The organism is Geothrix paludis (genome assembly GCF_022808815.1).
Lineage (GTDB): Bacteria > Acidobacteriota > Holophagae > Holophagales > Holophagaceae > Geothrix > Geothrix paludis.
In genome coordinates this window covers 1,121,058-1,145,467 of the sequence record NZ_JAKZLC010000001.1, presented here as the reverse complement: position 1 = coordinate 1,145,467, position 24,410 = coordinate 1,121,058, and the positions used below count along the sequence as shown (strand labels likewise).

21 protein-coding genes are annotated in these 24,410 nt (G+C 61.6%); 14 read left to right on the top strand and 7 right to left on the bottom strand.

The features are described from left to right. Positions 1-241 precede the first annotated feature (241 nt). Positions 242-1,630: a tyrosine-type recombinase/integrase gene (locus tag MLE64_RS05195; RefSeq protein ID WP_243316717.1), complete on the top strand. Its 1,389-nt coding sequence runs from the start codon at positions 242-244 to the stop codon at positions 1,628-1,630. Between the two features lie 142 nt (positions 1,631-1,772). On the opposite strand, the gene MLE64_RS05190 is transcribed toward MLE64_RS05195, so the two are convergent. From MLE64_RS05190 to MLE64_RS05175, 4 genes are all read right to left on the bottom strand, one after another. Further along, on the bottom strand, positions 1,773-2,543 hold the full coding sequence (locus MLE64_RS05190; protein WP_243294135.1) for a hypothetical protein: 771 nt from the start codon (positions 2,541-2,543) through the stop codon (positions 1,773-1,775). Next, positions 2,540-3,367, bottom strand: coding sequence for a Panacea domain-containing protein (locus MLE64_RS05185; RefSeq protein WP_243294134.1), 828 nt, complete (start codon positions 3,365-3,367; stop codon positions 2,540-2,542). The genes MLE64_RS05190 and MLE64_RS05185 overlap by 4 nt, the downstream gene beginning before the upstream one ends. Positions 3,368-3,527: 160 nt before the next feature. Then, positions 3,528-6,422: a helix-hairpin-helix domain-containing protein gene (locus tag MLE64_RS05180; RefSeq protein ID WP_243316716.1), complete on the bottom strand. Its 2,895-nt coding sequence runs from the start codon at positions 6,420-6,422 to the stop codon at positions 3,528-3,530. A gap of 3 nt (positions 6,423-6,425) precedes the next feature. Continuing rightward, entirely contained in the window at positions 6,426-7,547 is a 1,122-nt protein-coding gene (locus tag MLE64_RS05175; RefSeq protein ID WP_243294132.1) for a Y-family DNA polymerase, read from the bottom strand. A gap of 183 nt (positions 7,548-7,730) precedes the next feature. On the opposite strand from MLE64_RS05175, the gene MLE64_RS05170 reads away from it, so the two are divergent. Next, complete coding sequence (locus MLE64_RS05170; protein ID WP_243294131.1) at positions 7,731-8,387, top strand: SOS response-associated peptidase; 657 nt, start codon at positions 7,731-7,733, stop codon at positions 8,385-8,387. Between the two features lie 97 nt (positions 8,388-8,484). Here MLE64_RS05170 and MLE64_RS05165 read toward each other — a convergent pair whose 3' ends face one another. Beyond that, positions 8,485-8,985, bottom strand: a complete 501-nt coding sequence (locus tag MLE64_RS05165; RefSeq protein WP_243294130.1) for a hypothetical protein — start codon at positions 8,983-8,985, stop codon at positions 8,485-8,487. A gap of 323 nt (positions 8,986-9,308) precedes the next feature. On the opposite strand from MLE64_RS05165, the gene MLE64_RS05160 reads away from it, so the two are divergent. From MLE64_RS05160 to MLE64_RS05140, 5 genes are all read left to right on the top strand, one after another. Next, on the top strand, positions 9,309-10,133 hold the full coding sequence (locus MLE64_RS05160; protein WP_341482258.1) for a recombinase family protein: 825 nt from the start codon (positions 9,309-9,311) through the stop codon (positions 10,131-10,133). 718 nt (positions 10,134-10,851) lie between these two features. Next, on the top strand, positions 10,852-11,379 hold the full coding sequence (locus MLE64_RS05155; RefSeq protein WP_243316714.1) for a hypothetical protein: 528 nt from the start codon (positions 10,852-10,854) through the stop codon (positions 11,377-11,379). Further along, entirely contained in the window at positions 11,372-12,754 is a 1,383-nt protein-coding gene (locus tag MLE64_RS05150; RefSeq protein ID WP_243316713.1) for a virulence-associated E family protein, read from the top strand. The genes MLE64_RS05155 and MLE64_RS05150 overlap by 8 nt, the downstream gene beginning before the upstream one ends. Positions 12,755-13,544: 790 nt before the next feature. Beyond that, positions 13,545-14,576, top strand: a complete 1,032-nt coding sequence (locus MLE64_RS05145; RefSeq protein ID WP_243316712.1) for a hypothetical protein — start codon at positions 13,545-13,547, stop codon at positions 14,574-14,576. Positions 14,577-14,634: 58 nt separating this feature from the next. Next, complete coding sequence (locus tag MLE64_RS05140; protein WP_243316711.1) at positions 14,635-15,084, top strand: hypothetical protein; 450 nt, start codon at positions 14,635-14,637, stop codon at positions 15,082-15,084. Between the two features lie 33 nt (positions 15,085-15,117). On the opposite strand, the gene MLE64_RS05135 is transcribed toward MLE64_RS05140, so the two are convergent. Further along, entirely contained in the window at positions 15,118-18,492 is a 3,375-nt protein-coding gene (locus MLE64_RS05135) for a class I SAM-dependent DNA methyltransferase (RefSeq protein WP_243316710.1), read from the bottom strand. Between the two features lie 113 nt (positions 18,493-18,605). Here MLE64_RS05135 and MLE64_RS05130 point away from each other — a divergent pair, with 113 nt between their 5' ends. After that, positions 18,606-19,058: a hypothetical protein gene (locus tag MLE64_RS05130; RefSeq protein WP_243316709.1), complete on the top strand. Its 453-nt coding sequence runs from the start codon at positions 18,606-18,608 to the stop codon at positions 19,056-19,058. A 236-nt stretch (positions 19,059-19,294) separates the two neighbouring features. After that, positions 19,295-20,230: a hypothetical protein gene (locus MLE64_RS05125; protein ID WP_243316708.1), complete on the top strand. Its 936-nt coding sequence runs from the start codon at positions 19,295-19,297 to the stop codon at positions 20,228-20,230. A gap of 101 nt (positions 20,231-20,331) precedes the next feature. Here the strand turns inward: MLE64_RS05125 and MLE64_RS05120 are convergent, their stop codons facing one another. Next, positions 20,332-20,868: a helix-turn-helix domain-containing protein gene (locus tag MLE64_RS05120; RefSeq protein ID WP_341482257.1), complete on the bottom strand. Its 537-nt coding sequence runs from the start codon at positions 20,866-20,868 to the stop codon at positions 20,332-20,334. Positions 20,869-21,037: 169 nt separating this feature from the next. On the opposite strand from MLE64_RS05120, the gene MLE64_RS05115 reads away from it, so the two are divergent. From MLE64_RS05115 to MLE64_RS05095, 5 genes are all read left to right on the top strand, one after another. Further along, entirely contained in the window at positions 21,038-21,670 is a 633-nt protein-coding gene (locus tag MLE64_RS05115) for a hypothetical protein (RefSeq protein ID WP_243316706.1), read from the top strand. A 54-nt stretch (positions 21,671-21,724) separates the two neighbouring features. After that, positions 21,725-22,564, top strand: coding sequence for a hypothetical protein (locus MLE64_RS05110; RefSeq protein WP_243316705.1), 840 nt, complete (start codon positions 21,725-21,727; stop codon positions 22,562-22,564). A 79-nt stretch (positions 22,565-22,643) separates the two neighbouring features. After that, a complete protein-coding gene (locus MLE64_RS05105) occupies positions 22,644-23,555 on the top strand; it encodes a hypothetical protein (protein ID WP_243316704.1) in 912 nt (303 codons plus the stop codon). Continuing rightward, positions 23,552-23,971, top strand: coding sequence for a hypothetical protein (locus MLE64_RS05100; protein ID WP_243316703.1), 420 nt, complete (start codon positions 23,552-23,554; stop codon positions 23,969-23,971). The genes MLE64_RS05105 and MLE64_RS05100 overlap by 4 nt, the downstream gene beginning before the upstream one ends. 1 nt (position 23,972) lies before the next feature. After that, a complete protein-coding gene (locus MLE64_RS05095; protein ID WP_243316702.1) occupies positions 23,973-24,410 on the top strand; it encodes a hypothetical protein in 438 nt (145 codons plus the stop codon).

Here is a 24,410-nt window from a genome sequence, read left to right as displayed (position 1 = left end):
TGGTGCGCCCGACCAGACTCGAACTGGTACTCCGTTGCCGGAAGCGGATTTTAAGTCCGCGGCGTCTGCCATTCCGCGACCTCGATCATCACCACTACCTAGTGCCACTTCTCCAGTAATTTCGGGCCTTCACTGATGAGATACTAAACGGGAACTCGACGATCCCCAGTAGCTAGAGCGGAATGAAATGTAGCTGGAAATGTAGCTGAAAAGCTCGTTAGGGTAGGGCGTGGAGGCCCAGTTGGCCAAGTCCTACTCCCAGCTCGAAAAGCTCAAAACCCCTGAACAGCCGGAGGCCCACGCCCTGGTGGGCCGTCTGGGGATCTACCTTCGGCTTTACCCATCTGGTGACCACCAGTGGTATTGGCGAGGCACCCTCGATCGCCCCATCTGGGTCCATCTTGGGCCTAAGCTATCGGCCGGATGGACTCTCAAGGCCCTCCAGGACGAGGCCATCCGTCTTCGCCAGCTCGTGGACCAGGGGATCGACCCAAACGCCCCGCTGGCGGAGGTGAAGCCCAAGGACACCACTCCGACGCTCGACGAGGCGTGGGAGATGTTCAAAGCCCAGTATCTTGTGCCTCTTCGCTCCACAGCCTACTTGGACGGCATGGAGAAGTTGTGGTGCCTTCACATCCGTCCCCGGTTTGGGTCAATGCCGATCGACACCGTAACGACCGCAACTGCATTGGAGGTCGTCCGACCCCTCCTCCAGGACAAGAAGTTCACGACTGCCAATCACCTCCGGTCCCTACTCTCGAAGCTCTACAACTGGTCTGTGGGACGGTGGCCAAACGTGGTCCAAGCGGTGAACTGGACGAAGGCTGTAACTAAGGCTGAAGTTCACCCCGACGAGCGGGTCCTCACCAAGAGGGAACTGGTTGCCCTCGGGAAGGGGTTCCTAAATAGCCGGGCCAAGCACAAGCTCGCCGCCCTCTGGCTCCTCCTCACTGGGTCGAGGTCTGGGGTTCTCAAGGTGTGGGATCCGACCTGGATCGAGGGTCAGATCGTAGTCATCCCGAAGGGGGTTCAAGGTGTGAAGAAGGCCAGGGCCATCGTGATGCCGAAGTCGGCGGCGTCCCTGGTGCGGAAAATGACTCTGCCTCTGACCACTTCCGGTCTCCGCCATGCCTTGGACGACGTTGTCTCACATGCGGGGATCACCGGGGGAAGCATCTCGCCCCACACCCTGCGGAAGACGTGGTCTTCCATAGGTGCGGACCTAGGTGAACCTGAGCCGGTGATCGACGCCCTCCAGAACCACAAGGGATCCGCCATCAAGCAGGCTTACATCCGACGATCCTGTGAGGCCATGCTCCCGACGGCTGAGAAGATTGCCGCCCACCTACTTCAGGTAATGGGGATCGATGTTCGGGAGGTGGGGTATGACCCCTCGGAAGACCTTCTGGTGAACCACAAAAAGGAGGGGGCAACTAAATCTCGATCCCGGGCAACCGTCGCAAGGCAGGCGAGAAGGAGTGGTCCGGCCAAAGCCCCCACTTTGTCCAAGTCCGCTTCTTCCGAACCGCCGGTTGGCGTCAAGGCGGCCCGGATGCCCAGGAAGGACGCTTTGACCGACAAACCGAAGACAAAGGCCAAGGCCAAGTTATTTCGACGACGTTCCAAATAGTGTCTTGGCCTCAGGGACCTGTAGAGCGGAGCGACGTGACGGGTCGCCGTTCTTGCTTCTCGTCCTGGGAAGGACCGCGCCGTTGGCCTCTCGCGTGACGGTCCCGAAGATTTGCCCGCACAGATTCCCGTGATGACACTACCTAGGCAGGTTGTTCGCCTTCTACTTCCCGGAGGATTGTCCGGAAAGTGTCAATCGCTCCCCCCGCCTTGACCCCACCTTGGAATCCCCATCGGATCCACTCCTCAAGCACCTTCCGAGCCTTCGGGGCCATGGTCCAGCCGGTGGTGGCCCAGGCCGCGACATCATCCTCGCGCTTCCTGTAGATTGGGAACACTTGATCAAGTCTGAGGATGCTTGAGCAGTCAGTGCGCTTCATGTGTGGAAGCCCTGTCGGTAGGTGGTCCCAAAAGAACTGAGAGTATTGAGCCTGCCTAATCCTGGCCACAAACTCATGCGGGAAACCTGCCCTGGTGCCGTCTGGCTCAGCTCCGTAATAGGGAGCGACAAGGAAGGAGGGCTTGGTAACCGTCCTTGCGCTACCCCGGATCGCTCTGCTTGGACTTGGGTGGACGTGACTGACTACCAGAACAGGCCGAACCTTCCCACCGTAGATGAAGGCACCATCTGGGAAGGCCGCAGCTGGAAGGTCCGTCTCCGGGGCGGGCTTGTGTCGGTCTATGTGGAACGCCGTAACCTCAGCATGGAGGTCCACGTGGTTCTCCGGCTCAATCCTCGTCAGATGGGCTCGATGGGGCACATCGCCCAGATGTGGGACTAGGGACACCAGCAGATCCCACCGCTCAGGCGTCGCAACTGCACTAGCAGGCTTCTTCACCCACCATTGTTCCGTCTCGTTCGTGAAGTAGGCCTGGATGGCATCGAGTGGGTATTCGTGGGAGGCGGGGATCATGAGATGGACCTCCGGGTCCTTGAGTGCCAGACACTCGGGTGGATCTGGAGGTGCGCGGTGAACGGTTGTAGAGCTTCCTGCTGAGGTTCTAACCAGGAGACTCCTTGCTCGAACACTTCATCTTCAAGGGGTTCTATGTAGAGGAGATCCCCCGAATCATCAGCACGGGACAATGCTTCGCTCATCCGCTGTTGAAGCAGCGCAAATTCCCTTGCCCGCTTTTTGCGTTGGGTCGTGCTGGCGTCTGGGTCTATTGGACTGAGAACGACTGGGCGTGTATCGGGGCTCTCCTCTTCCGGACCGCTGGGCTCCGGTGTGGCGAGTAGTTCCGCAATGGCGGCATCGAAGTTGATGAGTTCTCCAGGGGCCGTGCATCGCATCGGAAGGCTGCTATAGACCTCATGGAGGATTGGGTATGTGGCACTGCCTTGGGTTCGAATTGTTTGCAGTATTGCCCTCGAAACAACCAAAGGAAGCCTTCGGTCCAGGTCGTAGTAAAGCTCGTCCGTTGAAGCGGTTCTCTCGAAGCTCCAACGCTTAACCTCCCTACCAGATTTGGACCCAAGGAATGACCGGTCTTCTACGCCGGATGCATGAACCGTATCTTCCACCTCCGCCACGGCTTCATAACAATAGGGACCGAAGTTGTGAAACCTCCAGGGAATACCCGTGTAGGTCTTCCCGCTGTTCCCTTGAGCAAAGGCCCAGTCCGCCAAGAAGAGCAGCTTCAGAAGGTGGATTGGACCGAGGTCAACCCGATGATCCTGTCGTGCGGCTGCCGCAAGGGCAAAGCGCACAAGGTCTCGTATCACCTGTTGGTTCACGTCCTACTACTCCTCGCCAAGCTCACCGACACGGATCAGTGATCCTAACAATTTCAATGCCAAGGGGGACTGGAATCCCTCCCGTGGGGATTATTCATATACGGGATCACAATCACCCTAGTCGTCACGACACTCCGATAAGAAAGCGGAACGGTCTCATCTACAGCCACTTAAGGATCACTACTCCATCCTGAAGATCCGCCACGCCCCGGGCTGGGACCACCTCGCCGACGGTGAACCCCTGGCCCCGGCGGCGAAAGGCATCGGGGAAAACCACGGCCTCCACAAGGCCGCTCTCGTCCTCCAGGGTCACGAACTGCATCGGGAGGTCGTCCTTGGTGAGCACGAGCTTCTCCGCCACCACCAGGGCCCAGAACCGGCTCTCGTGCCCGACACGGTGGGCCACCTGCCCGGCACGGTGGGGGTAGTCCTCCCCGGGACGGAGTCCCCGGGTGAGCGCCGCCGGGTGTAGCTCCAGGGTGATCCCCAGCAGTTCCATCTCCTGGTTGGCCCTCTGCACGAGACCGGTGGGCCTCGGGGCCACGCCCTTGGGGAGGCCACCCACGCTGTCCCAGAGAAGCCGGGTCCGATCTCCGTCAGGCGCCCAGCGGTCGAAAGCACCCGCTCTGGCCAACAGCTCCATGGCCTTCGCGGAGGTCTTCGCCCGGACCTGGAGGTCCTGGGGGTCCTGGTAGGCACCGCCCTCCCCCCGAGCGGCCAGCAGCCTCTCCAGGTCCGCCTTGGGCAGAGCTTTGATGAAGCTGAGCCCGACGCGGAGGACGTGGTCACCATCCGGGGCATACCCAGCATCGCTCTCGTTCACGTCCGGGCCCAGGACCTTCACGCCGTGGCGCCGGGCGTCTCCCAGGTAGGCAATGGCCGGGTAGAACCCGCCCTGGTTGTTGATGACGGCGGCGTAGAACGGCGCGGGGTGATGAGCTTTGATCCAGCCGCTCTCGTAGCTCACCCGGGCGTAGCTGGCGGAGTGGGGCTTGCAGAACGAGTAGCCCGTGAAGGTCTCAATCATCGACCAGACCTCCTCGGCCCCCTTCTCGGGGATCCCGTTGGCCCGGCAGCCGTCCATGAACGCGGCCTTGTAGTCGGGGACCCGGGCGGCGTGGTCCTTCTTCCCCAGGGCCTTCCGCAGCTTGTCGGCCTGCTTGTAGGTGAAGCCCGCCATCCCCTGGGCCACCCGCATCACGTCCTCCTGATAGACGAGGACGCCGTAGCTCTCGCTCAGGAGGTCGTCCAGGGATGCGTGGATGGGTTCGTATGGCTCGCCCTTGGTGCGGGAGACGTAGGCGTCCACCCAGCGGTTCGCGGCGGGCCTAATAAGGGAGCTGTGGATGGTCAGGTGCTCGTAGTCGCCTCTTCCTACTCGCTGTTGAAGGATGCGACTGGCCGGGCTCTCCACGTAGAAGACGCCGATGGTGTCCCCCCGGGCCATGAGGTCCTGGGTGACCTCGTCCTGTTCGGGGAACCACGTGCGGCGTTCTGGGGCCTCTCCTCGTGCCTCCAGGACGGCCAGGCCGTCACGGACGACCGCGAGGGACCGGTTGCCGAGCAGGTCGAGCTTCACGAGCCCGTAGGACTCCACACCGTCCTTCTCCCACTGGAGGATGGACACGCCATCCTTCGCCGGGGCGGGCTGGCTGGGGGCGTGCTCCCACAGGGGGCCGGGTGTGATGACCGTGCCGCCGGGGTGGACGGACAAGAGGTGAGGCTGGCCGACGAGCCGGGTGGCCATCTGGATGATGTCCGGCCAGGGCTCGGGCATCGGGGCGTCGGTGCGGGTCGTCCTCCCGAGCTTCACAGACAACCCGGCTTCGTCCTCCCAGCCCCACGTCCGCAGACGCTTCGACATCCTGGCGATCTCGCTCTCGGGTCGGCAGTGGAGCTTGGCGACCTCGCGGATGGCGGCCCGGGGCTGGAACATGTTGTGGTTCGCGACCATGGCCACGTGCTCGCGCCCGAACGTCTCGAACACCCACTTGAGCACGTCGTCTCGCTCGTCCCATGCAAAATCCACGTCGAGGTCGGGCGGGTCCTCCCTGTCCTCGTTCAAGAACCGCTCGAACATCAGGTTGGCGCCCACGGGATCGACGTTCGTGATCCCCAGCAGGTAGCTGAGGAGAGACGCCGCGCCGCTCCCCCGCCCGCACGTCCGAGAGGCGTTCCGCGTGATGGCCTGCATGACCAGGAAGTAGCCCCCGTAGCCCTTCTGAAGGATCAGGTCCATCTCCTTCTCCAGGCGGCGATGGACCTTCGGGTCGGATACGGCGCCGTAGCGACGACGAATCCCTTCCCGTGCCTCGACCCATAGCCGCTCTGCGAGGTCCTCCCCGGGGCGGAGGTGCGGCGGGTTCGGCAGCACCCACGTCCCCCACGGCAACGTCCACCCCCCGAGCTGAGCTTCGAGGCGCCGCGTGCCTTCGTTCACCTCCTCCGACAACCCCTGCTCCCACGCGGAGCAGGTCTTGGCGCCCAGGCGCGGTTCCCAGTAGTCCTTCGGCTTCAAGTCCTGGAGCATCGCGTTCATCGCGATCGCCCGCTTCACCTTGTGGATAGCCAACCCCTCCGACTTCAGGAACCGCAGCACCTGGGGGCCCGCCACGGCGATGCCCTCGGCGCGGGCCCGCTGGGCGACCTGCCAGCCACCGGCCCCGATGAGGATGGCGACCAGTCCGGTGTCCGGGGCTTCATCCCGGAGCTGCAACGCGACGCCCCACCTGTCAGCCAGGAGCACGCAGCTCCCAGGCCACACCCAGGACCGCCCGTGGGCCTTGTCCGTCAGGGCCTTGTTCATCCCGGTGTAGCCCTCGGCGTCCAGTGGGAGAACGTAGACCTCACCATCGCCCAGCGGCAGGCGGCAGCCGACGTGGAGCCGGAGGCCGAGCTTGTCGGCGGCCTCGCGCATCCGGGGAAGGCCGTGAAGCCCCCGGTCCACCAGGACGAGGTCGGTGTAGCCGAGGCGGAGCGCCAGCTTTCCCAAGTCCTCGGGCAGGTAGACCCCCTCCATGAGGCTGTAGGCGGAGATACCGAGGGCCAGGGCCATGGTCTACGCCCCCTGCCGGAGGGCCTGCTGGCCGAAGCGACGATGGAGTCGAAGGGCAGTAGCTTCTAGCGCCAGCCTCTTCTGGACGTGCTCTTCGGCGAGGAGGAGGGGGGCGCCGGGTGTGGGCCCCAACCACGCCTCCAGCTCCAGGCGCTGGATGAGCACCCGCCGGGTCGCCTCGGCCATGAACTGGAGTTCGAGGTCTCGGCAGCACGCCCAGAGGTCCTCGCCGTTGAGGCTGAAGGGCAGCACGTGGTGGAGATCATCGACATCCCACCAGGACAGGCGGAGGCGGTGGATGAAGCGGCCATCCAAGCGCCACGCCCACGCCGCCTCCCACACCCACGAGGCGAGCCCGAGGTCGTGCTTGTGCGCGGGGGGCATGATGATCTTCCGCAGGGACTCGGACGCCTGGAGGACCTCCAACGGCGGGAGCCGGTCTTGGTCCTCCCCACGTGCCTGACGAAGCACCTGGAACGCCTCGGGCACCGGGATGATCCGCCCGAGGGCGTGGACCTCCATGGGTTGGACCTGCGCGACGCGGTGCAGGCCAAAGTGCTGGAGTCGATCTCGCGACCGTGCCTCCAGGGCCGACAGCGCCCCGAGCGGAAAGGGGGCGAGGAACGGGGCCTCTTGGCCCGCCTCGATCATCCGCACCCGGTCCTCCGCCTTTGCCGCTAACCGGGAAGCAGAGAAGCTCTGACTTAGGCCGCCGTGGGCACTCCAGCCCACTGCCGTAAGGAGATCCGTGCGGAGCCGTTCTGCCGCGTCGAGCACGGGACCGTGCAGGCGTTCGGTCCCACGAAGATCCACGAAGCCCTCACCGAAGCGTCCCAGACGGCCCAGGGGGCTGTAGGCCAGGAGGTGACGACCCAGGCAGGCGCGGGCATCCATCCAGGTTGAGGGCATGGGGTCGAGCACGACGAGCCCGGGGTCCTGGTGGAGGGCGATGTCCACGGGGATGCCCGGCTCCAGCCCGGCCTTCCTGGCAATACGGTCCACCATCCACAGCCTCGGAGTTCGGCCCTGCTCCGGGTTCCGGAACCCCAAGGGACGCCCGATCAGCTCTGCCTCGCGCTGCCGCGCAAGCTGGAAAGGCAACTCCGGAACCCACACAGCCAGCATCGAACCAACCCCACCCACCCCATCGGCGGGGTCCCAATATAGCGAAATAAAAACGAATGTGCCAGACTCGGTTCTTGATCGAGAACCGGCGTTGAGGCGGTGGGAGTTGGTGTGTCCAAGGCAGTTTTGCCCGGGCGTCCCCACCCTGGCGCATCATGGTCGGCAGCTTTAGGTGGAGGACATGTGTGCGGTCGCGTGGGGGTGAAGAAGGGCATCGAGGGCTTGGTGCTGGAGCGCCTCGGCGCCGCCGGGACCACCAAGGACTGGGCTGTGCCGAACCCGAACCTCTCCCCGACCGATGCCATCCCCGGCGTCCGCCTTGTGGACGGCGTCCGCGTGGCGGCGAGTTACCTCTGGGGCTTCCTCCCCCCGAACGCTCCCAGCCGGGCCTTCATCTCCGAATACTTCACCTTCAATGCTCGCGCTGACAAGATCGCGACCGGCAGGCTCTACTCGAAGCCGTTCAAGGGCCAGCGATGCCTGATCGCCGTCAACGCCTGGTTCGAGTGGCCGAAGGTCGGCGGCGCCAAGAAGGGCACGCCGTGCACGATCCTCCCGGCCACGGGGGACTTGTTCGTCTTCGCTGGTCTCTGGGGGCCATGGACAGACCCGGAGACGGGGATCGGCTACGACACTGCGACCGTGATCACCACGGAGCCAAACGAGCTGATCGCCGAGTTGCCCCACCACCGGATGCCCGCGCTGTTGGCCCCGACGGAGTGGGCCACGTGGCTGGACACGGGAACCCCAATGGCGGACCTCCAAGCTCTGCTGAAGCCTTGCCCATCAGGTTGGCTTGAAGTGATGGGCGGAGGTCCCAAGGATTTCCTCGGGAGCTGATCCTTAAATCACGAATGAAGCCCAAGCGGACCCGCACAACAAGGTAGTGACCCCATGGCATAGAGTCACTACCAAGCTGAGCCTTCAGGGTTCGTGATTAGGCGAAGTCGATCTCGCAGTCGAGAACGATCCTCGTGCCAATCTCTGCCGGTTTGGCAAAGATGGCCTGAAGATGGTAGAGGGCGAAGGTGGCCATACCCGCACTCAGGGGGGTCTCGTCGTTGATCTGGCAGTAGAACTGCCCACAGGGTCCGGAGTGATCAGCGAACTCCAGAGAGAGGAACGTGTCCGGCATGTTCAGGGAGAGCCTGAACCACTTGCGGTCATGAACCATCTCCAGGAACACTCCATCCTGGATCGCCATCTCCGGGCAGAGGAGGATGTCTTTGGCCATGGAGAGGACCTCGTTCTCGAGGAGTAGGTGCTGGGCGACTTCCAGACCGGCCCAGTCGAGGAGCAGGCCGATGGCGAGGTAGAACTTCTCCCGCACACAGGAGTCGCTCGGTGGGTCGTGGGGCTGATCTGAGCCGAGACAGGCAGTAGGTTGTTGGGTCGGATCCGCTGAGATGGTGGTCAGCGACTCGTTATGAACGTTCATCGGGAGGTCTCCGAAATGAGGGGGTAGACGATGACTGATCGAGCTGTGCTCGATGGTCAGATTCTTGGAGCGTAGGGCCCCTCCGCACGGCCTGCGGTGCCGTGAGGAGGGTGGTATCGAAGGCCGCAGGACACCGCGATATCGGGAGATGGGGTGAAGTTCAGCCGCCGATTTTGGTCGAATAAGCCGTCTTCAGCAGGATGATACCCAGCAGTTGAAAAACTAAATTTGGGGCCCAGGCCGATCCCTTGATCAAGGGTGCTTCCCTCGCCCTACTCGCCGCCAACTGCTCAAAATCCTTGGAGTAGAAGTAGAAGGGGGGAGTGCATCCGCTCATCCCATCCCCCTACTCAGGGGGAACCCGCGTATTGGCACCGAACGGTTCCAGAACACCCCACCTCCCGGAGGCCCACCTGCCGCACCCAAGGCGCCCAAAGCTGAACCCGTCCGTCGCGGTGGCCTACTTGAGGGTGAGCACTGACGAACAGGCCCTGGGCATGGACGCCCAACACGCCGCCATCACCACCTGGGCCGATCGCCAAGGGATTTCTGTGGTGGCCTGGCATGAGGACCTGGGTGTCAGCGGCGGTGCCGATCTTGAAGACCGCCCGGGGCTGCTTGCCGCCCTGGGGGCGATCAAACACCTTCGGGCTGGCGTCCTCGTCGCACACAAGGCGGACCGGGTCGCACGTGATGTCTACGTCTCAGAGTTGGTCAAGCGCGAGCTTCGAGGAGGGGGTGCCACCCTCGCCCTCGTAGAGGGGATCTCCGGCGATGATCCGTTTTCCGAAATGGCGGCGACTGTCATGGACGCAGCGGCGCGGCTTGAACGCCGCATGATCCAGGCAAGGACCAAGGCCGCTCTGGCCGTAAAAAAAGCCCGGAACGAGCGCGTGGGCTCTATCCCCTTCGGATTTCAGCTCATGGCAGACGGGGTCCACCTTGAGCCCCATCCAGGTGAGCACCCGACACTTCTCAGGATCCTTGAGCTTCGACGACAGGGGTTGGGTGGGCGCCGCATCGCTGCGATCCTCACCGCCGAAGGTCACCGGTCTAGGGGCTCGGCTTGGAACCCTGGCAACATCCAGGTTCTGGCAGATCGTCTTGTCGCGGAGGCGGCCCGGCATGACTTGTCGGGCGGGGAGTGAGGAGAAGCGAAACGGCCCGGGAACTCACCTCTTCGTTCTGCCCATCTGCATCTGGGGGCACACCGGCGTCTCGCCGTGCCTCTCTAGCAGGTCAGTCCCTTGTTCAGGATGTGGTTCCACCGGATAGGAAAGGGGCTGGATTAGACGGGGTGTCCAGGTGTCTACGATTGAGGTGCCATTTGGCGAAACCTGTCCAGGATGCAGATACTCTCTCCCTTCCATATTTCAACTTTTCATAAAGGGAACCAGAGTCTGGACATCTGGACAGAGCGAGGATTGATGGGCCTCTCCCGGTCCTGGACTCCTGTCCAAGAACCCGGACCCTGAACAAGTTGAGGTTCTCCCGATCGCTTCCCGTTTGGTCATCCCTACGAGGGCCCCGACGCCGAAGTGTCGGTGAAAATATGTCCGGCAGCTATCCAACCCATCTCTTGGAAGAGCTGCTTGAGGGTGGCCTCCCCCCCGGTGGCACGGGGGCGCAGTTCCCTTGAAGTGAAGGATGGGAGCTGACGGAAAGCTCTTTGGGGAAGGAAGCCATCTGCTGGGTAAGCCGCGAACTTCGGCCCCCAGCAGGTGGTGGGCCTTCCAAGAGCTCGTCACCGGGCACCGCCAGGGGACTACCGGCGGAGCCCTCCACCTCATTTCGAACCGGCGCCATCGAGGCACGGTCCGACCGCCGTATGTCCCGACACGGACCCGGCACACATAGGAGGCGCCGATGCGCACCCCTCAACCCTCTCCTCCACCGGCTGAATACAGCCAGCTGACACTCCAGAACTATCTGATCGGGACCCCCGCGATGACCGCGATCTTCGTCCGGTCGCTGGCCCTTCGCCTAGAGGAGTTCATCCCGCACTACCACCAGAACGATGCCAGGATGGTCCCAGGCATTTCCGCCGCTGTCGCCACCCTGCGGAACCAGCGGCCCCTGGGGCTGACCTGGGCCCTTCTCAAGGGGAACGACAAGCGGGTGGGCCGGTTCTCCCTCGGATTGGGATGCCCGGTCGGGTTTCCCTTCCACCTCTACGTCGATCCCTATCCCGACGACCTGTCGTTCCCCCCCACGAACAAAGATGGTCGAGTGATCTTCGGCCTGAGGCGCGGCCGGTTGAACGCCATCCCCGCTGACTTCGACATCGCCATGGAAGTCATCACCGGCGTCCTCTCCAACGGCGGACTCTACGGTGCGTCCCACCGGGAGGCACCCTGCATCTTCTCCCACCGTGACGAGGTCGATCATGGCTAGGAAGCTGCCCCCGCAAGACGCCTACTTCTCCGACCTCAAGACGGAACTCCGCCCCCTCCGCAAGCCCAAGGGCGGGGTGTTCATCCCTCCCCCAACCCCGGACTTCTGGCCCGAGGAGCCGGGGCCTGACCTCGACCCAGAAGACAACACCTGGATGGGTGACCTGCGATGGAACGGCAACAGCGTCCGTCCATTCCAGAGTAACGCGGAGATCGTGCTGGAAACGTCCTGCACCTACGCGGGCTCCCTGGCCTTCGACACGTTCGAGGGCAGGGTCAAGCTGCTCCGGGCCATTCCAGGAGGGGGGCAGGCAGGTTCGGTGTTCGGCGAGGAGCATCTCCTCGCCCTACGAGTCTGGTGTGAGACCCACCTGGATGTCGGCTTCCCTCTCCCCCTGCTGAGCAATGCAGTCAAGGCCGTCGCGATGCGGAACCGTCGACACGTCATCCAACGCTTCCTCGATCGCCTGGAGTGGGACGGGCAGGACCGCATCAGTCACCTTCACGACCACTACTTCGGCGCCGAAGACACCGACTACAACCGGGCCATCACCAAGCGGTTCCTGATCTCCGCCGTGGCCCGGGCCTACCGCCCAGGCGCGAAGGCTGATGCCTGCCTGGTCATGGAGGGTGGACAAGGGACCTACAAGTCCACCAGCCTCCGCGTTCTGTTCATGAACGACCAGTGGGTGAACGACACCCCTCTCGATCTCCGGTCTAAGGACGGCCATATCGGCCTCCAGGGTCGATGGGTGGTCGAGTTCGCCGAGCTGGACGCTCTGAGCAAGGCTGACACGGCGAGGGTGAAAGCCTTTCTCAGCCTCGATCGTGACCGGATCAGGATGCCCTACGAGGTGAATGTCCGGGAGTTTCCCCGGACATGTATCTTCGTCGGAACCGTCAACGAGAGCGCCTACCTGCGGGACACAACCGGTGGAAGGCGCTTCTGGCCACTGGTGATCGGAGACATCGACCTCAACGCCCTTGCCCGGGACAGGGAGCAACTCTGGGCTGAAGCCGTCCACCTCTACAAGCAGGGGGAGGTCTGGCATCTAACCTACGAGGAGGAGCTGTTGGCACGCGAAGAGCAGGACATCCGACGCATTGAGAGCCCCATGGAGGCTCCAATGCGGTCCTACTTGGCCCGCCGCAAGGACACCACCATCGACGAGATCCTCAAGGACGCCCTGGATCTGAAGCTCTACCGGGCCAACGGAAGGGAAGGCCGTCAGGTCGCCCAGATCCTCACCGGTGTGTTCGGCTGGCGCCGCACCAAGGTCAAACGGGACGGCATCCGAGTGAGTGGCTTCGTGGCGCCGGTGGTGCAGGCCGAGGCCCCCACCATCGACGAAGATGACGATGCCGAAATGGACTGAGTGGGTGTCGATGCCCAACGACCTGTGGGCGTAGGGTGCTGAGACCATGTCGGCGGCGGGCATGCCTATGGGCGTGCCCGCCGCTTGTTTCCTCTGGCTGGAACTTTGTCGCCGTCCTCCTCGGCTACGCTGTTAGCCACCGAGGCGTTGTCGACCTTCGCCAGGGGAGGGTGATGGCCAGAGTCTGCCCCCACAACAATACGTCCGCCGAGGACGGCCATCCGTCCCCTCGTCTCGTCTGTGACGACTGCGGTGCCCCGGTGATCGAGCCTTTAAATTGGTGGCCCTCCGAGCCGCCGAGGGCAAAATGGGTGCGCCGGACGATCCCCAGTTCACGCGTTTTAAATCCCGGCGAGGATCAACTCCCCTGAACCCTGCCAACACCCATAGGGTAGAGGCGATGTTGGCTGTCGGGGTATTCGCCCGAGGGTCAGGACCTATCAGCGAAGGCCCCTGGGAGCCTCTTTACGGCGTAGAGACGATTCGGGGCGGCCATCGACTGGCCCAGGTCCTTTCGTGGCCTTTAGGGTCATCCCTGGGGAGGTCGAATTTCGGTCCTGGGGGGCACGTCCCAGCAACTCCTCGAACGAGTCGGCGCCATGCTCACAGGGATAGCCCAGTTGATGGTTGGGTTCAGGTTCGCGACTGAACACGGCGCCGTTTGGGCACTAGTCCGTCGGAATCACCTTTGAGGGCTGAACCAGCAGGAACTTACGCTAGGCTCTAGGATGAGGCTCTTAGCTAGTTCCTTTCTGTCCCATTCTTCGGTCTACGGCCATTTGGGGGGGTCATGCAGATTACATTCACTGCGTATGACGTATTGGAATGCGGCTATTTCCCAAGGGGAAGGAAGGAAGGGAAAACACTGCCCGGCCCTTTTTATTCCCTCACCAATTTGACAGGTGACCTTGCTGGTTGGCTAAGCGGTAAACCATTGGTTGAGACTAAATTAAAATATCGGGAGCTAGAAAAGGATATATATTGCTGTGAAATTATTCAATCTCATGGAAATGTTTTTGTATCACTCTGGGTAGGTGCAGATTTAGTCCATGGTAATAAATTATTATCAATTGACCCACAATCGGTTGTAAATTCACCCGACATATCCTCCAAGGATGTGGACGGGAAAATACCTGGGTTCCCGAGCTTTTTTATGATTCCACCGAGTGGTAAAACAATAATTTCACTTCGTCCGGAAGGGTATCCTTCATCGGCCTCAGCAATTGATATTTATTTTAGAAATTACTTAAGATATAAATCACCCAGGGTTGTAATTGGTGATGGTGAAGATGATGACGATGAGCACATCAGAATCGAAGGTTATCAAAACGACAAGGGTGAAACCGTAAAATGGATACCAAGATTTAAAAAGGACCATTCAAAGAAGAAGGCTTATATTGACTCCTTGCGAAGTCGCCGTGCATCAATATCAAAAGTCCTTTACAAAGCTGAAATTCCAGCCTCACCTTCAAAGAAATCAACATTCCGCAAGATGGCAGTCGGACTTCTTGCCGGGCTAGGGCTGGATTATGGATCTAATATGGTGTCAAACGAAATTCCAGTGCACTATGAAATTGGATTCACTCCCTCAGTTACAGAATTTTCGCAAATTATTGAAGCATATAATTCCTTAACGTCTGATACGGACGACATCGGATTTAAATTTTCATCCGACTCTGATAGTTATTGGTTAAGTAAGGCAAATGTAAAAGAAGAATATACAATTAATGTTCAATTTGACGCTAATGGGAATATTCTTCTTCTTTCGTTGATCAACGAGGTCTCAAGAATTGCTCCTACTTTCATGCAGGTAATAAAATAATATTATGAGAATCTTCTACGTCTTATTAATAGTCCTCATTGGTATTGGACTTGGATACATGGCCCCTTCTGTGCCTATAAGCAACCAATTGCCGCTGTATGATTACCTGAAAAACCTATCTTCGATTGCCTTTGCAATTCTTGGTGCTTGGATTGCCTTGTTGATCCCATCAACCGTCGAGAAGGTTGAAAAACGAGAAAGAACTGTAGAGACGATATCCACTGTCATTTCTGATTTACGCCCCCTCACTATTCCAATGAACGCATCACTATTAGTGCTAGTTCTTGGTTTAATTGCCGTATTCTGCTCTACGGTTCTGAGCAAACAGGAGAACCTTTACCGGTATGCAAATATCGGAAGAATCATTTCACTCGAAGTGCTGTTTTTATTGTCAATTGTGCAAATATGGGCAATTGCTTATGCGGTATTCCCGGTGAATAAATTCATGGATTTTGCAAGACAAATTAAAGCCAGAAGAGAGCGAATAAAGTTAGAAAAGAAGCGGTGATGTAAATAAGTCACCAAATAATTGCCTCTCAATTTACGCCCCCATTGCCTGGGGCCGATGCCAGCGGGGGCCCTCGGGGGTGTCTACTCGGCTGAGCATCCCGAGGTCGGTGAGAAGGTCCAGGTGGGCGGCGATGCTCTCGCGGTAGCGGCCTCGGCTTCTGAACGCCTGGGCGACAGACTCCATGGTCCACAGACGGGCGGAGGACGTGAGGACGGCGCGGAGGGCGCCGAGCTGGTCTTTGAGATCCCTGGGCCAGGGCTGGGGTTCGATGTGGGTGAGGGCCACGGCGGTCTCGACCTCCGTCTCCTCGGGGATCAGCGCCGTGGCCGTCGCCGCGACGGTCTCCGGGGCCTGATATTCGGGACGGAGCCACCGGACGACCCCACGGGCCTCCTCGGCAGCGCGTTCCTTGTTCAGGGCCACAAGGTTCACGAGGATGTCCGCGTCGGGGAGATCCACGGGCCACCCATAGGCGTCGGCCACGGCGGCGTCCAGCTCGTCGTGGAGCTGGCGAAGGATCTCGGTCTGGGAGATCTCGTGCTGCTCACGCTCCCGGTCGCTGAAGGGTTCCCCGGACCGCAGCTTCACCAGTAGGTTATACATGCCGGTGATGGTCGCCCCCCGGTCCTGGGCGGCCTTGCGGTGGGAGTCCAGGCACTCGGCGAGGCCCCGGATCAAGGCCTTCTGGGGCTCGGTGGCCTCGGGGAAGGGGAAGGGATCGAAGCAGCGTGTCTTGGAGTATCGCGGAGTGTTGCCCACCCCCATCAGGGCCCCGGCAGCCAGAGCCCAAAGAACATGAAAACGGCTTCCGAGGACACCAAGATGGAAGGCATCGTCGCTGGCGATGACAATGAGCATGTTGTCGGGGATGGTGGCGCCGTCTACGAACATGAAGACCCGATGTTTTGCAGTCTCCACCGTGGCGATGTAGCGGGGGAGGGAAGCCAGCGCAGGCCGGATGTCCTCTCTATTTCGCCCAAATATCCACCAGTTCCGCTTGGTCACTTGGTCGTTGTTCTGCTCACGCTCTGGCCTCACGTGCTCCCGGACGTGCTGGTAGATGGCTGGGTGCCGTTCCCGCACCTGAGCTTCCGTCATGCCGTAGAGGTCGATGACCATTACCCCCCGTGGTGTATCCGTTAGATCACGACCGTTCCGGTAGGGATGCACCACGGCGGGGCGCCCCCAATCGTTCCATTGGTCCGGGGTCACGATGAACCCAGCCCCGTGGAGTTTCATCCCCGGGGAGGAGAGGAGGTCGTTCGCCTTTAAGGCCCGGGCGTCCGAGACATCGGCCCCGGCGCTCAGGTCATCGTTGATCAAATCGACGGCCTGGCCCTCTACCTTCACCGCCTGTGCTTCAATCTCGGGATTGGCACCGCTGCCCTCTTCCACCACGCGACCCAGCCACGGCTGGCCCTTCAGGCCGCCCACGGTCATGGCGATGCGGACGGCGGCGCCGTCGTCGGTCCAGGGGTGATCAGCGATGGCCCACAGCAGCTTCAGGGGGGTCTTCCCACTCGTGTGGTGGGTGATGACCCCGCGCTGGCGCACCTGCCGTAGGCTGTTGGTCGTGATCAGGCCAAAGCGTTGGGTGCGACCTGACCGCACGGCCTCTGCCGCCTTGTGCCACCAATAGAGAACGAAGTCCACGGTGTCGGGCACGTCGGGGTAGGCCGCCCTCAGGGCTTCGGCGTAGCCGTCACCCAGGGCGTCGCGCATCCGGGCGTTGCCCAGGAAGGGGGGGTTCCCCACGATGAAGTCGGCCTCGGGCCATGCCGCCGGGCGCGGGTTCACCAGTTCGGTGACTGGCACCTGTGCAGTCTCGTCGGGCACCTCATTGCCGGTGACGGGGTGAACCCTGAACGTCCGGCCATCCCAGCGGCTGCGGTCCGTGGCCTTCGTGCCCGACCACGTGAGCACGGCATCGCGGCACTGGATGTTCCCGTATGCCTGAAGCACCGGCTCGGGCGGGGACATGTCGGGGTGCTGGCGGTGGAACCACTGGAGGTGACTGATCCAGAGCACCAAATCGGTGATGGCGGCAGCCCAGGGTTTCACCTCCAGGCCCACGAACTGCCCCGGTGTCACCAGAACGCCCTCCAGGGCCAGGGACCTCCCGGTCTCCCCCAGGTCCTCCAAACGGCGCTGGATCTCACCCTCCAGTCGCTTCAGCACGTCGTAGGCCGTGGCCAGGAAGTTGCCGCTGCCACAGGCGGGGTCGAGCACTTTGACGTGGGCAAGGTGGCGCTGGAAGTCGTGGAGCACCTCTCGGGCTTTGGCCTTGTCGGCGTCGTTGGGCTCGTTTCCGAGCAACGCCATGGCCTCGGCCTGGGCCAAATCCCAGTCGGCGCGGAGGGGTTCTTCGAGGGCTGGGCGAAGCAGTCGCTCGACGTAGGCTCGGGGGGTGTAGTGGGCACCGAGGCGGTGTCGCTCACGGGCGTCTAGGGCGCTCTCCAGCAGGGTGCCGAAGATGGAGGGGTCCACCTCCGACCAGTCGAACCTCGCTGCCTCGGCCAGCCGGGCGATCTCGTCCGCGTTGAGGTCCAGGGCAAGGCTCTCGGAGAAGAGACCGCCGTTGAACCGGAGCACCTTCAAGGGGCCCCAGAAGCCGCCGGTGTTCATGGCGTCCCACAGGGACTCCAGGCCCTTGGGGAACGCCTCCGGGTGTTCCTTCCAGGCGCCCTCCAAGGCGTTCTGGAAGAGTTTTTCTGGCAGGAGGCCCACGTCCTCGGCGAAGAAGGTGAAGACCGTCCGCATAAGGAAGCGGGCCACGGCCTCGGCGGGGAACCGGGTCTCCAGGCTGCGGGCCAGTCCGCCCAGCGCGGCGGCCACGTCCCGGGTGACGACCGTGCGGATCTTGGCGGGGTCGAGGCTCTGGGGGTCGAGCCAGAGGGCCCTGAACCGCTCCTGGACCTTGGGATCCCGAAGATCCTCCATGGTGTAGCTGCGACGGGCGCCGTAGCCGCCGTAGGCGCCCGAGAAGCCATCCCAGACGTGGAAGGCGTGGCCGATATCGCAGGTGAGGACGAAGGGCGGGCGCTGGGGCAGGTTCCGGGCGTAATTCACGGCCTGCCCGAAGGCGGCCTCCATGTAGCGGTCGTAGGCCCGGGTGCCTCGCCGGGGGGCTGAGCCCGTGGCCTCGGCGGTGCTGCCTTGCTTGGCCTCGAGGACGAAGCAGCCCTCGCGGTAACAGTCGATGCTGCCCGTGGTTGTTGTCCCGTCCAGGTGGGTGAGCTTCAGATCCTTCTCGAAGCAGTATGTCGAGGTCGGGTTCTTCGGCTCGGGGACCGGCAGGTCCAGCACGGCGCAGAAGTCCCGGAGGAAGGACTGAAAGTTGGCCCGCTCGTTCCCGGCGGAGGAGCGCCAAGTCGCGAGAAAAGCATCTAGGGCCAGGGGGGACATAGGGATACCTTACCGTCAGGTCGGGGACCACGGCCATCTGGAGTAGGCCAGGAGGTCCAACCACTCACCCTCGACCATAACCTTTCGTAATCGTCCTAACCGGAGATGTCCCCATGAACGACCCCGTGGTTCAGGCCGCCCAGGAAGCGTTCAAGCTCCGGCTACGCGACAACAACGACGTGTCGGCGAACACCAAGAACGCCCAGGCCATCGCCAAGACATGGAGGTCCCTGGTCCACGACCTGGATCCCGATCGGTATCAGATTGAAGCCATGGTGTCGCCGGATCTGGACCAGAAGATCGACGTGGTGGACCCAGAGACCAGCACAGCCTACGAGTTCAAGGTCTCTGGCAAGAACGCCACGGCGGAGTTCTACAAGGATGTGGTGAAGGTCATCGTGTGGAACCAAAAGCGGAAGCGGCTGCTATCCCGGCTCGTTTTCATCACAGACGAGCACCACGGACGGCCCTTCATTGACGCTCCCATGCCTAAGGCCTACATCGAGTATCTCAAGGGCCATGCCCTGGATGTGGTCGTCACCTACGTCACTCGACAAAAGGGCTGACGGGCACCATGTCAGGACGGAGGTTATAGGCGCTCGGGCGTGTGGACGTGGCGTTCCTTTCCTTATCGGCCTTCTTCGCAGGCCCTACCAGGTCGATCCCTTGCCCTAGGACTCGATGACCGACCTAATCATCTGGTCTTGAACTTCCTCCCCCCAGGTGGGTCCATACTGATTATAGGGGACTTGCCACGTTACGGGGTGTCGGGTGGAGACTAGTTAGAAGGAGGTAGCGGGCAATGTCTGGTGTTCCAAATATCCAAGAGATTCAACGACTCATCGAGCGATTTGAGTCACTTAAGAAATCTCATGAAGGGGGCGAAGTCTGGAGCGGACGGGACCTCCAAGGCCTCTTCGAGATCGCGTCCTGGAAGACCTTCAAGAATGCAGTCATCCGCGCCCAAGACCACCTAGAGGGCAGCGAGGCCGACCCAGCCGCCCACTTCATCCAGGAGATAGACGCAATTCCTGGCAGTAGACGAGAGCAGGAAAACTTCTACATGACTCGAACGGGCGCCTACATGCTCATGCAGGAGCTTCAGGTCAAGGACACGGGGCTGGCAGCATTCGCGAAAACCTACTTCGCAGGTCAAACCCAGGCCGCTGAGATCATCCAGAAGGGGATGGCCGAACTTAACGACAGACTGAAGTCCCGGGAAGAACTGCGAAAGGCCGAGAGGGACTTGAGTGCAACACTATGGAGTCGCGGGGTAACCGCGAAGGGCGGGATCGGGATCATCCGGAGCGAAGGGGATAAGGCCTTGTTCGGCCAACCCACCCGCATCGTGAAGAAGAATGTCGGTGGAAATTCCAAGAAGCCCCTGGCTGACAATCTCCACACCATCAACATCAAGGCTAAGGAACTCACAGCAGCGATGACCGTCCACAACGCGGAAGAAAAGGACCTCCAGGGGCACTTCCAGTTGGAGAACGAACACGTCGAGAACAACCTGACTATCCGGGATGCCCTGGGCCGTCGAGGTATCAAGCCCGAAGACCTCCCTGCTGGAGAGAACACCGAAAGGCTGGCCAGGCAGTTGGCGTCCAAGAGGCCTCGGGGTAAGCAGGCCGAGGGGCTACAAGCCCGGACACCCCGACCTACCCTCCCAGGTCCTCCGGCCGAGCCACCCGGACCCGAAGCACTGGGACAGACTCCACTTCCATTCGACGAATAGACCCTCCGCGCGTTCGGAGGGGGCATCTGCCCCCAACGTGATCATCAAGTGGGTTCGGCCTGGGGCCCGGGTCTACGGACCCCAGTTGAACTGACCCTAGTTCACGCCTTCTTACGCGTCCGGGTGGTGACCTTGATCCTCTTAGCCTTCTTGTCTGGCTTGGACACGATCCAGACTGGGGCTTGGTTGTCGATCGCTTCAGCCAGCCATGCAAGGGCCTGATCTCGGGATAACCGAACCCTCTCGCCGGTGAGGGCGTCCACACCCCAGACCTCCCCCGGCGATGCCGCCGGAAGCGCGATGGGCTTCCCGGTCCCGCCCTCAACGGCCATGAGGAGACTTCGCCGTTCGATGATCCGATTGGTGGGCATCAGCTCCTCGGGGATCTCGAACATCTCCCCGGTCCGTAAGGCTTCCTCGGTGGTCTTGAAGGTGGCGGTCAGCAGGGCCATCGCTGGTCCGGACGGCTCGGTGATACCCCGTTCCCAGGCCGAGATGCTCTGCTGGGGGACGCCCAACACCTCGGCCAACCCCGCCTGATTCATGCGCAGAGCCTGCCGAAGGACGACGATGCGTTCGCCTAACGTCTTGGGCTTCTTGACCGCACGCCGGGGCTTGTAAGGTCCCCTGCCGGTCACAACTTCCTCGACCGCGAATTACAACCCTGGTGTAATCCATGTTGACCATTCTGCCACCCCTTTTCTCCAAGGGGGCCAGCTAGGTAGCAGGGCATGTCCTGGATTCTACCCAAGCAACCGCGAAGCGGGCCCCCTCCTTCATCCCACAACCCATTTTGGAGGAACGATCATGGCCCCCCTCGCCGGCGCCAAGACCTGCGTCTTGACGGCAGTTTTTTTCTTCGGGTTTGCCCATGCCCAGGGAACCAAAGTCGCAGAAGGTAAGGTGACATCACCTGATCTAGTGTCGGCGGCTTCGTTGACAGACAAGGACTTTTGTCCCTTGGTCCGTGGTGCCCGATATGAATACAAGGGCATCATGGGACTGGTCACTGTAGAAATTGTGGAGGCTGTAACTGGAGAGGCTACCTATCGGCAAACGATCCAGAACGCCATCCCCGGTGGCCCCTCAGTGATCAAAAGCAGCGGTGTGTTCCGTGTAAACGATACTGGCCTGACCGAGATCCAGCAGGCAGGCCCTAGGCCAGGAAGCCAAAACGTTCGCCTTCGATTCCCTCTGAAGGTTGGGACGAAGTGGTTGGAGCCCAATCCGAACTTGCCCGGACAGATGTTCCTGAACAAGGTCGCAGCGGTTGGAGTAACGGTTAAGGTTCCTGCCGGAGTGTTCAAGAACTGTGTGCGGATTGACCACTTCGGGTCAGATGGAAGAAAAAATTACAGTAGTTGGTATGCGCCAGGGGTGGGCCTTGTGAAGGATGGGGTGTTTGGTGACCTCCTCCGCCTCAGCGGGGTCGGTCAGTAACGGAGAAGAGAACATCACTTTCTCTACTCTTCTTCACCTTCGCAAGGGAATCACATGTCCTACTTCTCACGAGCTGTCCTTCTGGCACTGGTGCTTTCTGTCCCTGTGGCCCAGGCCCAAGATCCCCTGATCGACAAATTGAAGAACGCTACCTATCGGTGTGGGAAGCAGGCCATCAAGTTGAAGAATGGGTATCGGGAGCACTCCGTTTCCGGCGGGTTCACCCAATTGGACGAATCGAAAATTGCTCTGGGAGCCCCTGGGGCAAGCTCCGGTTTGGCCGCCGTTGTCGTCCTCGGACACAACGGCGGCGGTAACGCCATGGTGAACGAGCTTCATGCCGTTCGTCTGGTCAAAGGGGTTCCTCAAGATGTCGCCGCTATGTCTCTCGGCGGAGGTGGGGTCAAATCCATTGGCCTCCAAGATGGAGAGGTCCGAGTGACCACTCTTACTTTTGGTCCCGATGATCCGCATTGCTGTCCTTCGGTCACGAAGACCCAGGTATTGAGGGTCAGCGGGTCCCGATTCGTCCCCGTGTTGTCGAATGAGGAAGTTACGGACCTCCTCCAGAACTATGAGTCTGCATCGTCGAGTCTCGCGGCAGTGGAAATCACCATGAGCACTGACCCGCAGGCGGTTTACGCCTTCTCCCAGTTAAGTGAACAGGCCAAACGCTTTAAGGTTGCCCAGAAAGAAGCCCTGAAGCTGATCACGAAGGCCGACCTCCTTTCCGACCCGAGGTTCAAAGCCGCAGTTCGGGATCGCATCTCCGAGCAGCAACGGGTATACGAAGGCGCCTCTATCGGCTTCGGTCAGGCCCCTCCCGGCCAGCAGAGGGCCATTTTGGTGGTCGGTCAGGTGGTGGAGAGCCTGAAGCGACTGCTTCGGAAATGACGTAGAGAAGGTTTACCTTTTTCGGAACCACCGACAGGCCCTACTACAAGATGGGGGTAAGTTTGGTCGGTGGAGGCCGATGAGGGAGGGCTACTGGATCGTCGCCGCGACTGGCGATTTCCATCTCGTGGACGACCACGCCATGTGGATTCAGCGGCCCGAGAACTCTCAGGCGCTCGGGCTCCCAGCAGAGGTCGTCGAGGACATCCAGGCCGTGCGCTGGGACTTCAACGGGCCCGGACGGCGCCAAATCCTCATGCTTGCCATGGACAACGGCCTGATTCGCTCGCGGGGGCATGGCCCCGCTGAAGTGACCTTCGAGTTCACCCTGGACACCGAAGCGGCGATCCGGGCCGTCATCCCTTTCATGCAGGCGACCCTCGGCTTCGCGTCGGTGGCGAAGTTCAACAACCTTCGGACGGGCGAGAGCCTCGCGTTCAACTACGGCAGTGCGAAGAAGGTCATCGAGGCCGGGGACCTCACCTTCCTCTGGCCGGTCTGGCGGCGGCCATTCCAGGCCCTGCCGGTGCGACGCCCCTACGTCCTCCTGGACGGCTTCGACCATATACCGGGGTGGACATGCTGGGAACTGCCCGAAGACCTCGACCCGAAAGAGGCGATCGCCGTGCTTCGCCGCCACGCTCCCCACGGGTGTGGATGGCTGGCCTTGGCCGACGGGAGGTCCTGGAAGCTGAAGCCGAACGCGCCGCCGCTGACACCCCTGTTGGAACTGAACCCTGAGCTGGCGGATTTGGCCTGTCCCGGCTGTGGCTGGCCCTCCCGTAGGAGGGGCGGTTGTCAGTGCGGAAACCTGACGACGTGCCGGGTCTGTTCGTTGCCGATCTTCTGGCCCATCCCTGGCCGGGACCACTTGGACCTCCACGGCGCTTCCCTCTACGTCCCGACCTTCGCGGGCTACGCCCACAAGTGCATCCACTGGCCCTCGGTCACGGTGCTTCCCTTCGACGACCTGACGCGGCGGGGGCGGTGAGGCCCATCTGGTTCGGGTTCGTCGCCCTCTGGGGCCTCGCCTGCCTCGGCATCAGGGTTCGGCTCCATGGCCGTCTGCTGGTCGCCGCGACCCCGTTGAGAACCTCGGACTGGGTGTGGCGGGCCATAGGGGCCTGCTGGTTGCCTCGGCTCGCCCTGGGCCTGCTGATCATCCAGGAAGTTCGGGAGCCCGGCGTCGTGGTCCACGTGCTCCGGGGCCTCGGTGGGCGCGATGTCCTGGCCCTTGTGGTAGCTGGGGCGTTCCGCTTGTTCGCGACGGCCACGCTGTGGGCGGAGTTCCGGGCCGTGGAGGAACACCGGCTCCACCGTCTTGATCTTCGAGCCTCTCTGGTGTGGGAGGCGGCCTTCTGGGCCCACGCCGGGCTGCCCTTCCTTCCGACCGTGCTTTGGAGCTGACATGGGTATCAACCTGATCCGTAACGACGAGCAGAACTCCGAGGAGAACCCCCCGACTCCGACCACGCGGATCCAGGGGGCCGTTCTGCTCGATGAGTGTGTCCAGGCGCTCCAGGGGCCGCTGGTCGAAGCGGGCTTCGAGGTCACGCTCATCCCCGTGTCCCAGCGGGGCACGATCCCTCTTCGACGCCCGGGGATGGTTCCTCATCCGCCGGTCCTGATCACAGGGAAGGTCCGCGACTGGCTGGACCGGAACCCAGACCCTATGTCCCTCGGGGTCTCCCTGATCAATGTGGCCGCGATCCTGGGCCACCCAGAAGGGTGTGCCACCGTGCTGCTCCGGGCTCTTGCCGACCCCAACATCCCGGCCTTTGAAATCGCTTGGATGGACTTCTCGCCAGATGGGCGCCGCTACCTGATCCTCTTCGTGCGGGAGTAG

What these genes read in the sequence shown, in the direction of transcription:
- MLE64_RS05115 (WP_243316706.1), top strand. Translation starts at nt 21,038, where the DNA reads ATGGCCCCCCTCGCCGGCGCCAAGACCTGCGTCTTGACGGCAGTTTTT.
- MLE64_RS05130 (WP_243316709.1), top strand. Translation starts at nt 18,606, where the DNA reads ATGAACGACCCCGTGGTTCAGGCCGCCCAGGAAGCGTTCAAGCTCCGG.
- MLE64_RS05175 (WP_243294132.1), bottom strand. Translation starts at nt 7,547, where the DNA reads ATGCTGGCTGTGTGGGTTCCGGAGTTGCCTTTCCAGCTTGCGCGGCAG.
- MLE64_RS05095 (WP_243316702.1), top strand. Translation starts at nt 23,973, where the DNA reads ATGGGTATCAACCTGATCCGTAACGACGAGCAGAACTCCGAGGAGAAC.
- MLE64_RS05180 (WP_243316716.1), bottom strand. Translation starts at nt 6,422, where the DNA reads ATGGCCCTGGCCCTCGGTATCTCCGCCTACAGCCTCATGGAGGGGGTC.
- MLE64_RS05125 (WP_243316708.1), top strand. Translation starts at nt 19,295, where the DNA reads ATGTCTGGTGTTCCAAATATCCAAGAGATTCAACGACTCATCGAGCGA.
- MLE64_RS05190 (WP_243294135.1), bottom strand. Translation starts at nt 2,543, where the DNA reads ATGATCCCCGCCTCCCACGAATACCCACTCGATGCCATCCAGGCCTAC.
- MLE64_RS05165 (WP_243294130.1), bottom strand. Translation starts at nt 8,985, where the DNA reads ATGAACGTTCATAACGAGTCGCTGACCACCATCTCAGCGGATCCGACC.
- MLE64_RS05135 (WP_243316710.1), bottom strand. Translation starts at nt 18,492, where the DNA reads ATGTCCCCCCTGGCCCTAGATGCTTTTCTCGCGACTTGGCGCTCCTCC.
- MLE64_RS05140 (WP_243316711.1), top strand. Translation starts at nt 14,635, where the DNA reads ATGGCCCCTTCTGTGCCTATAAGCAACCAATTGCCGCTGTATGATTAC.
- MLE64_RS05150 (WP_243316713.1), top strand. Translation starts at nt 11,372, where the DNA reads ATGGCTAGGAAGCTGCCCCCGCAAGACGCCTACTTCTCCGACCTCAAG.
- MLE64_RS05155 (WP_243316714.1), top strand. Translation starts at nt 10,852, where the DNA reads ATGCGCACCCCTCAACCCTCTCCTCCACCGGCTGAATACAGCCAGCTG.
- MLE64_RS05105 (WP_243316704.1), top strand. Translation starts at nt 22,644, where the DNA reads ATGAGGGAGGGCTACTGGATCGTCGCCGCGACTGGCGATTTCCATCTC.
- MLE64_RS05110 (WP_243316705.1), top strand. Translation starts at nt 21,725, where the DNA reads ATGTCCTACTTCTCACGAGCTGTCCTTCTGGCACTGGTGCTTTCTGTC.
- MLE64_RS05145 (WP_243316712.1), top strand. Translation starts at nt 13,545, where the DNA reads ATGCAGATTACATTCACTGCGTATGACGTATTGGAATGCGGCTATTTC.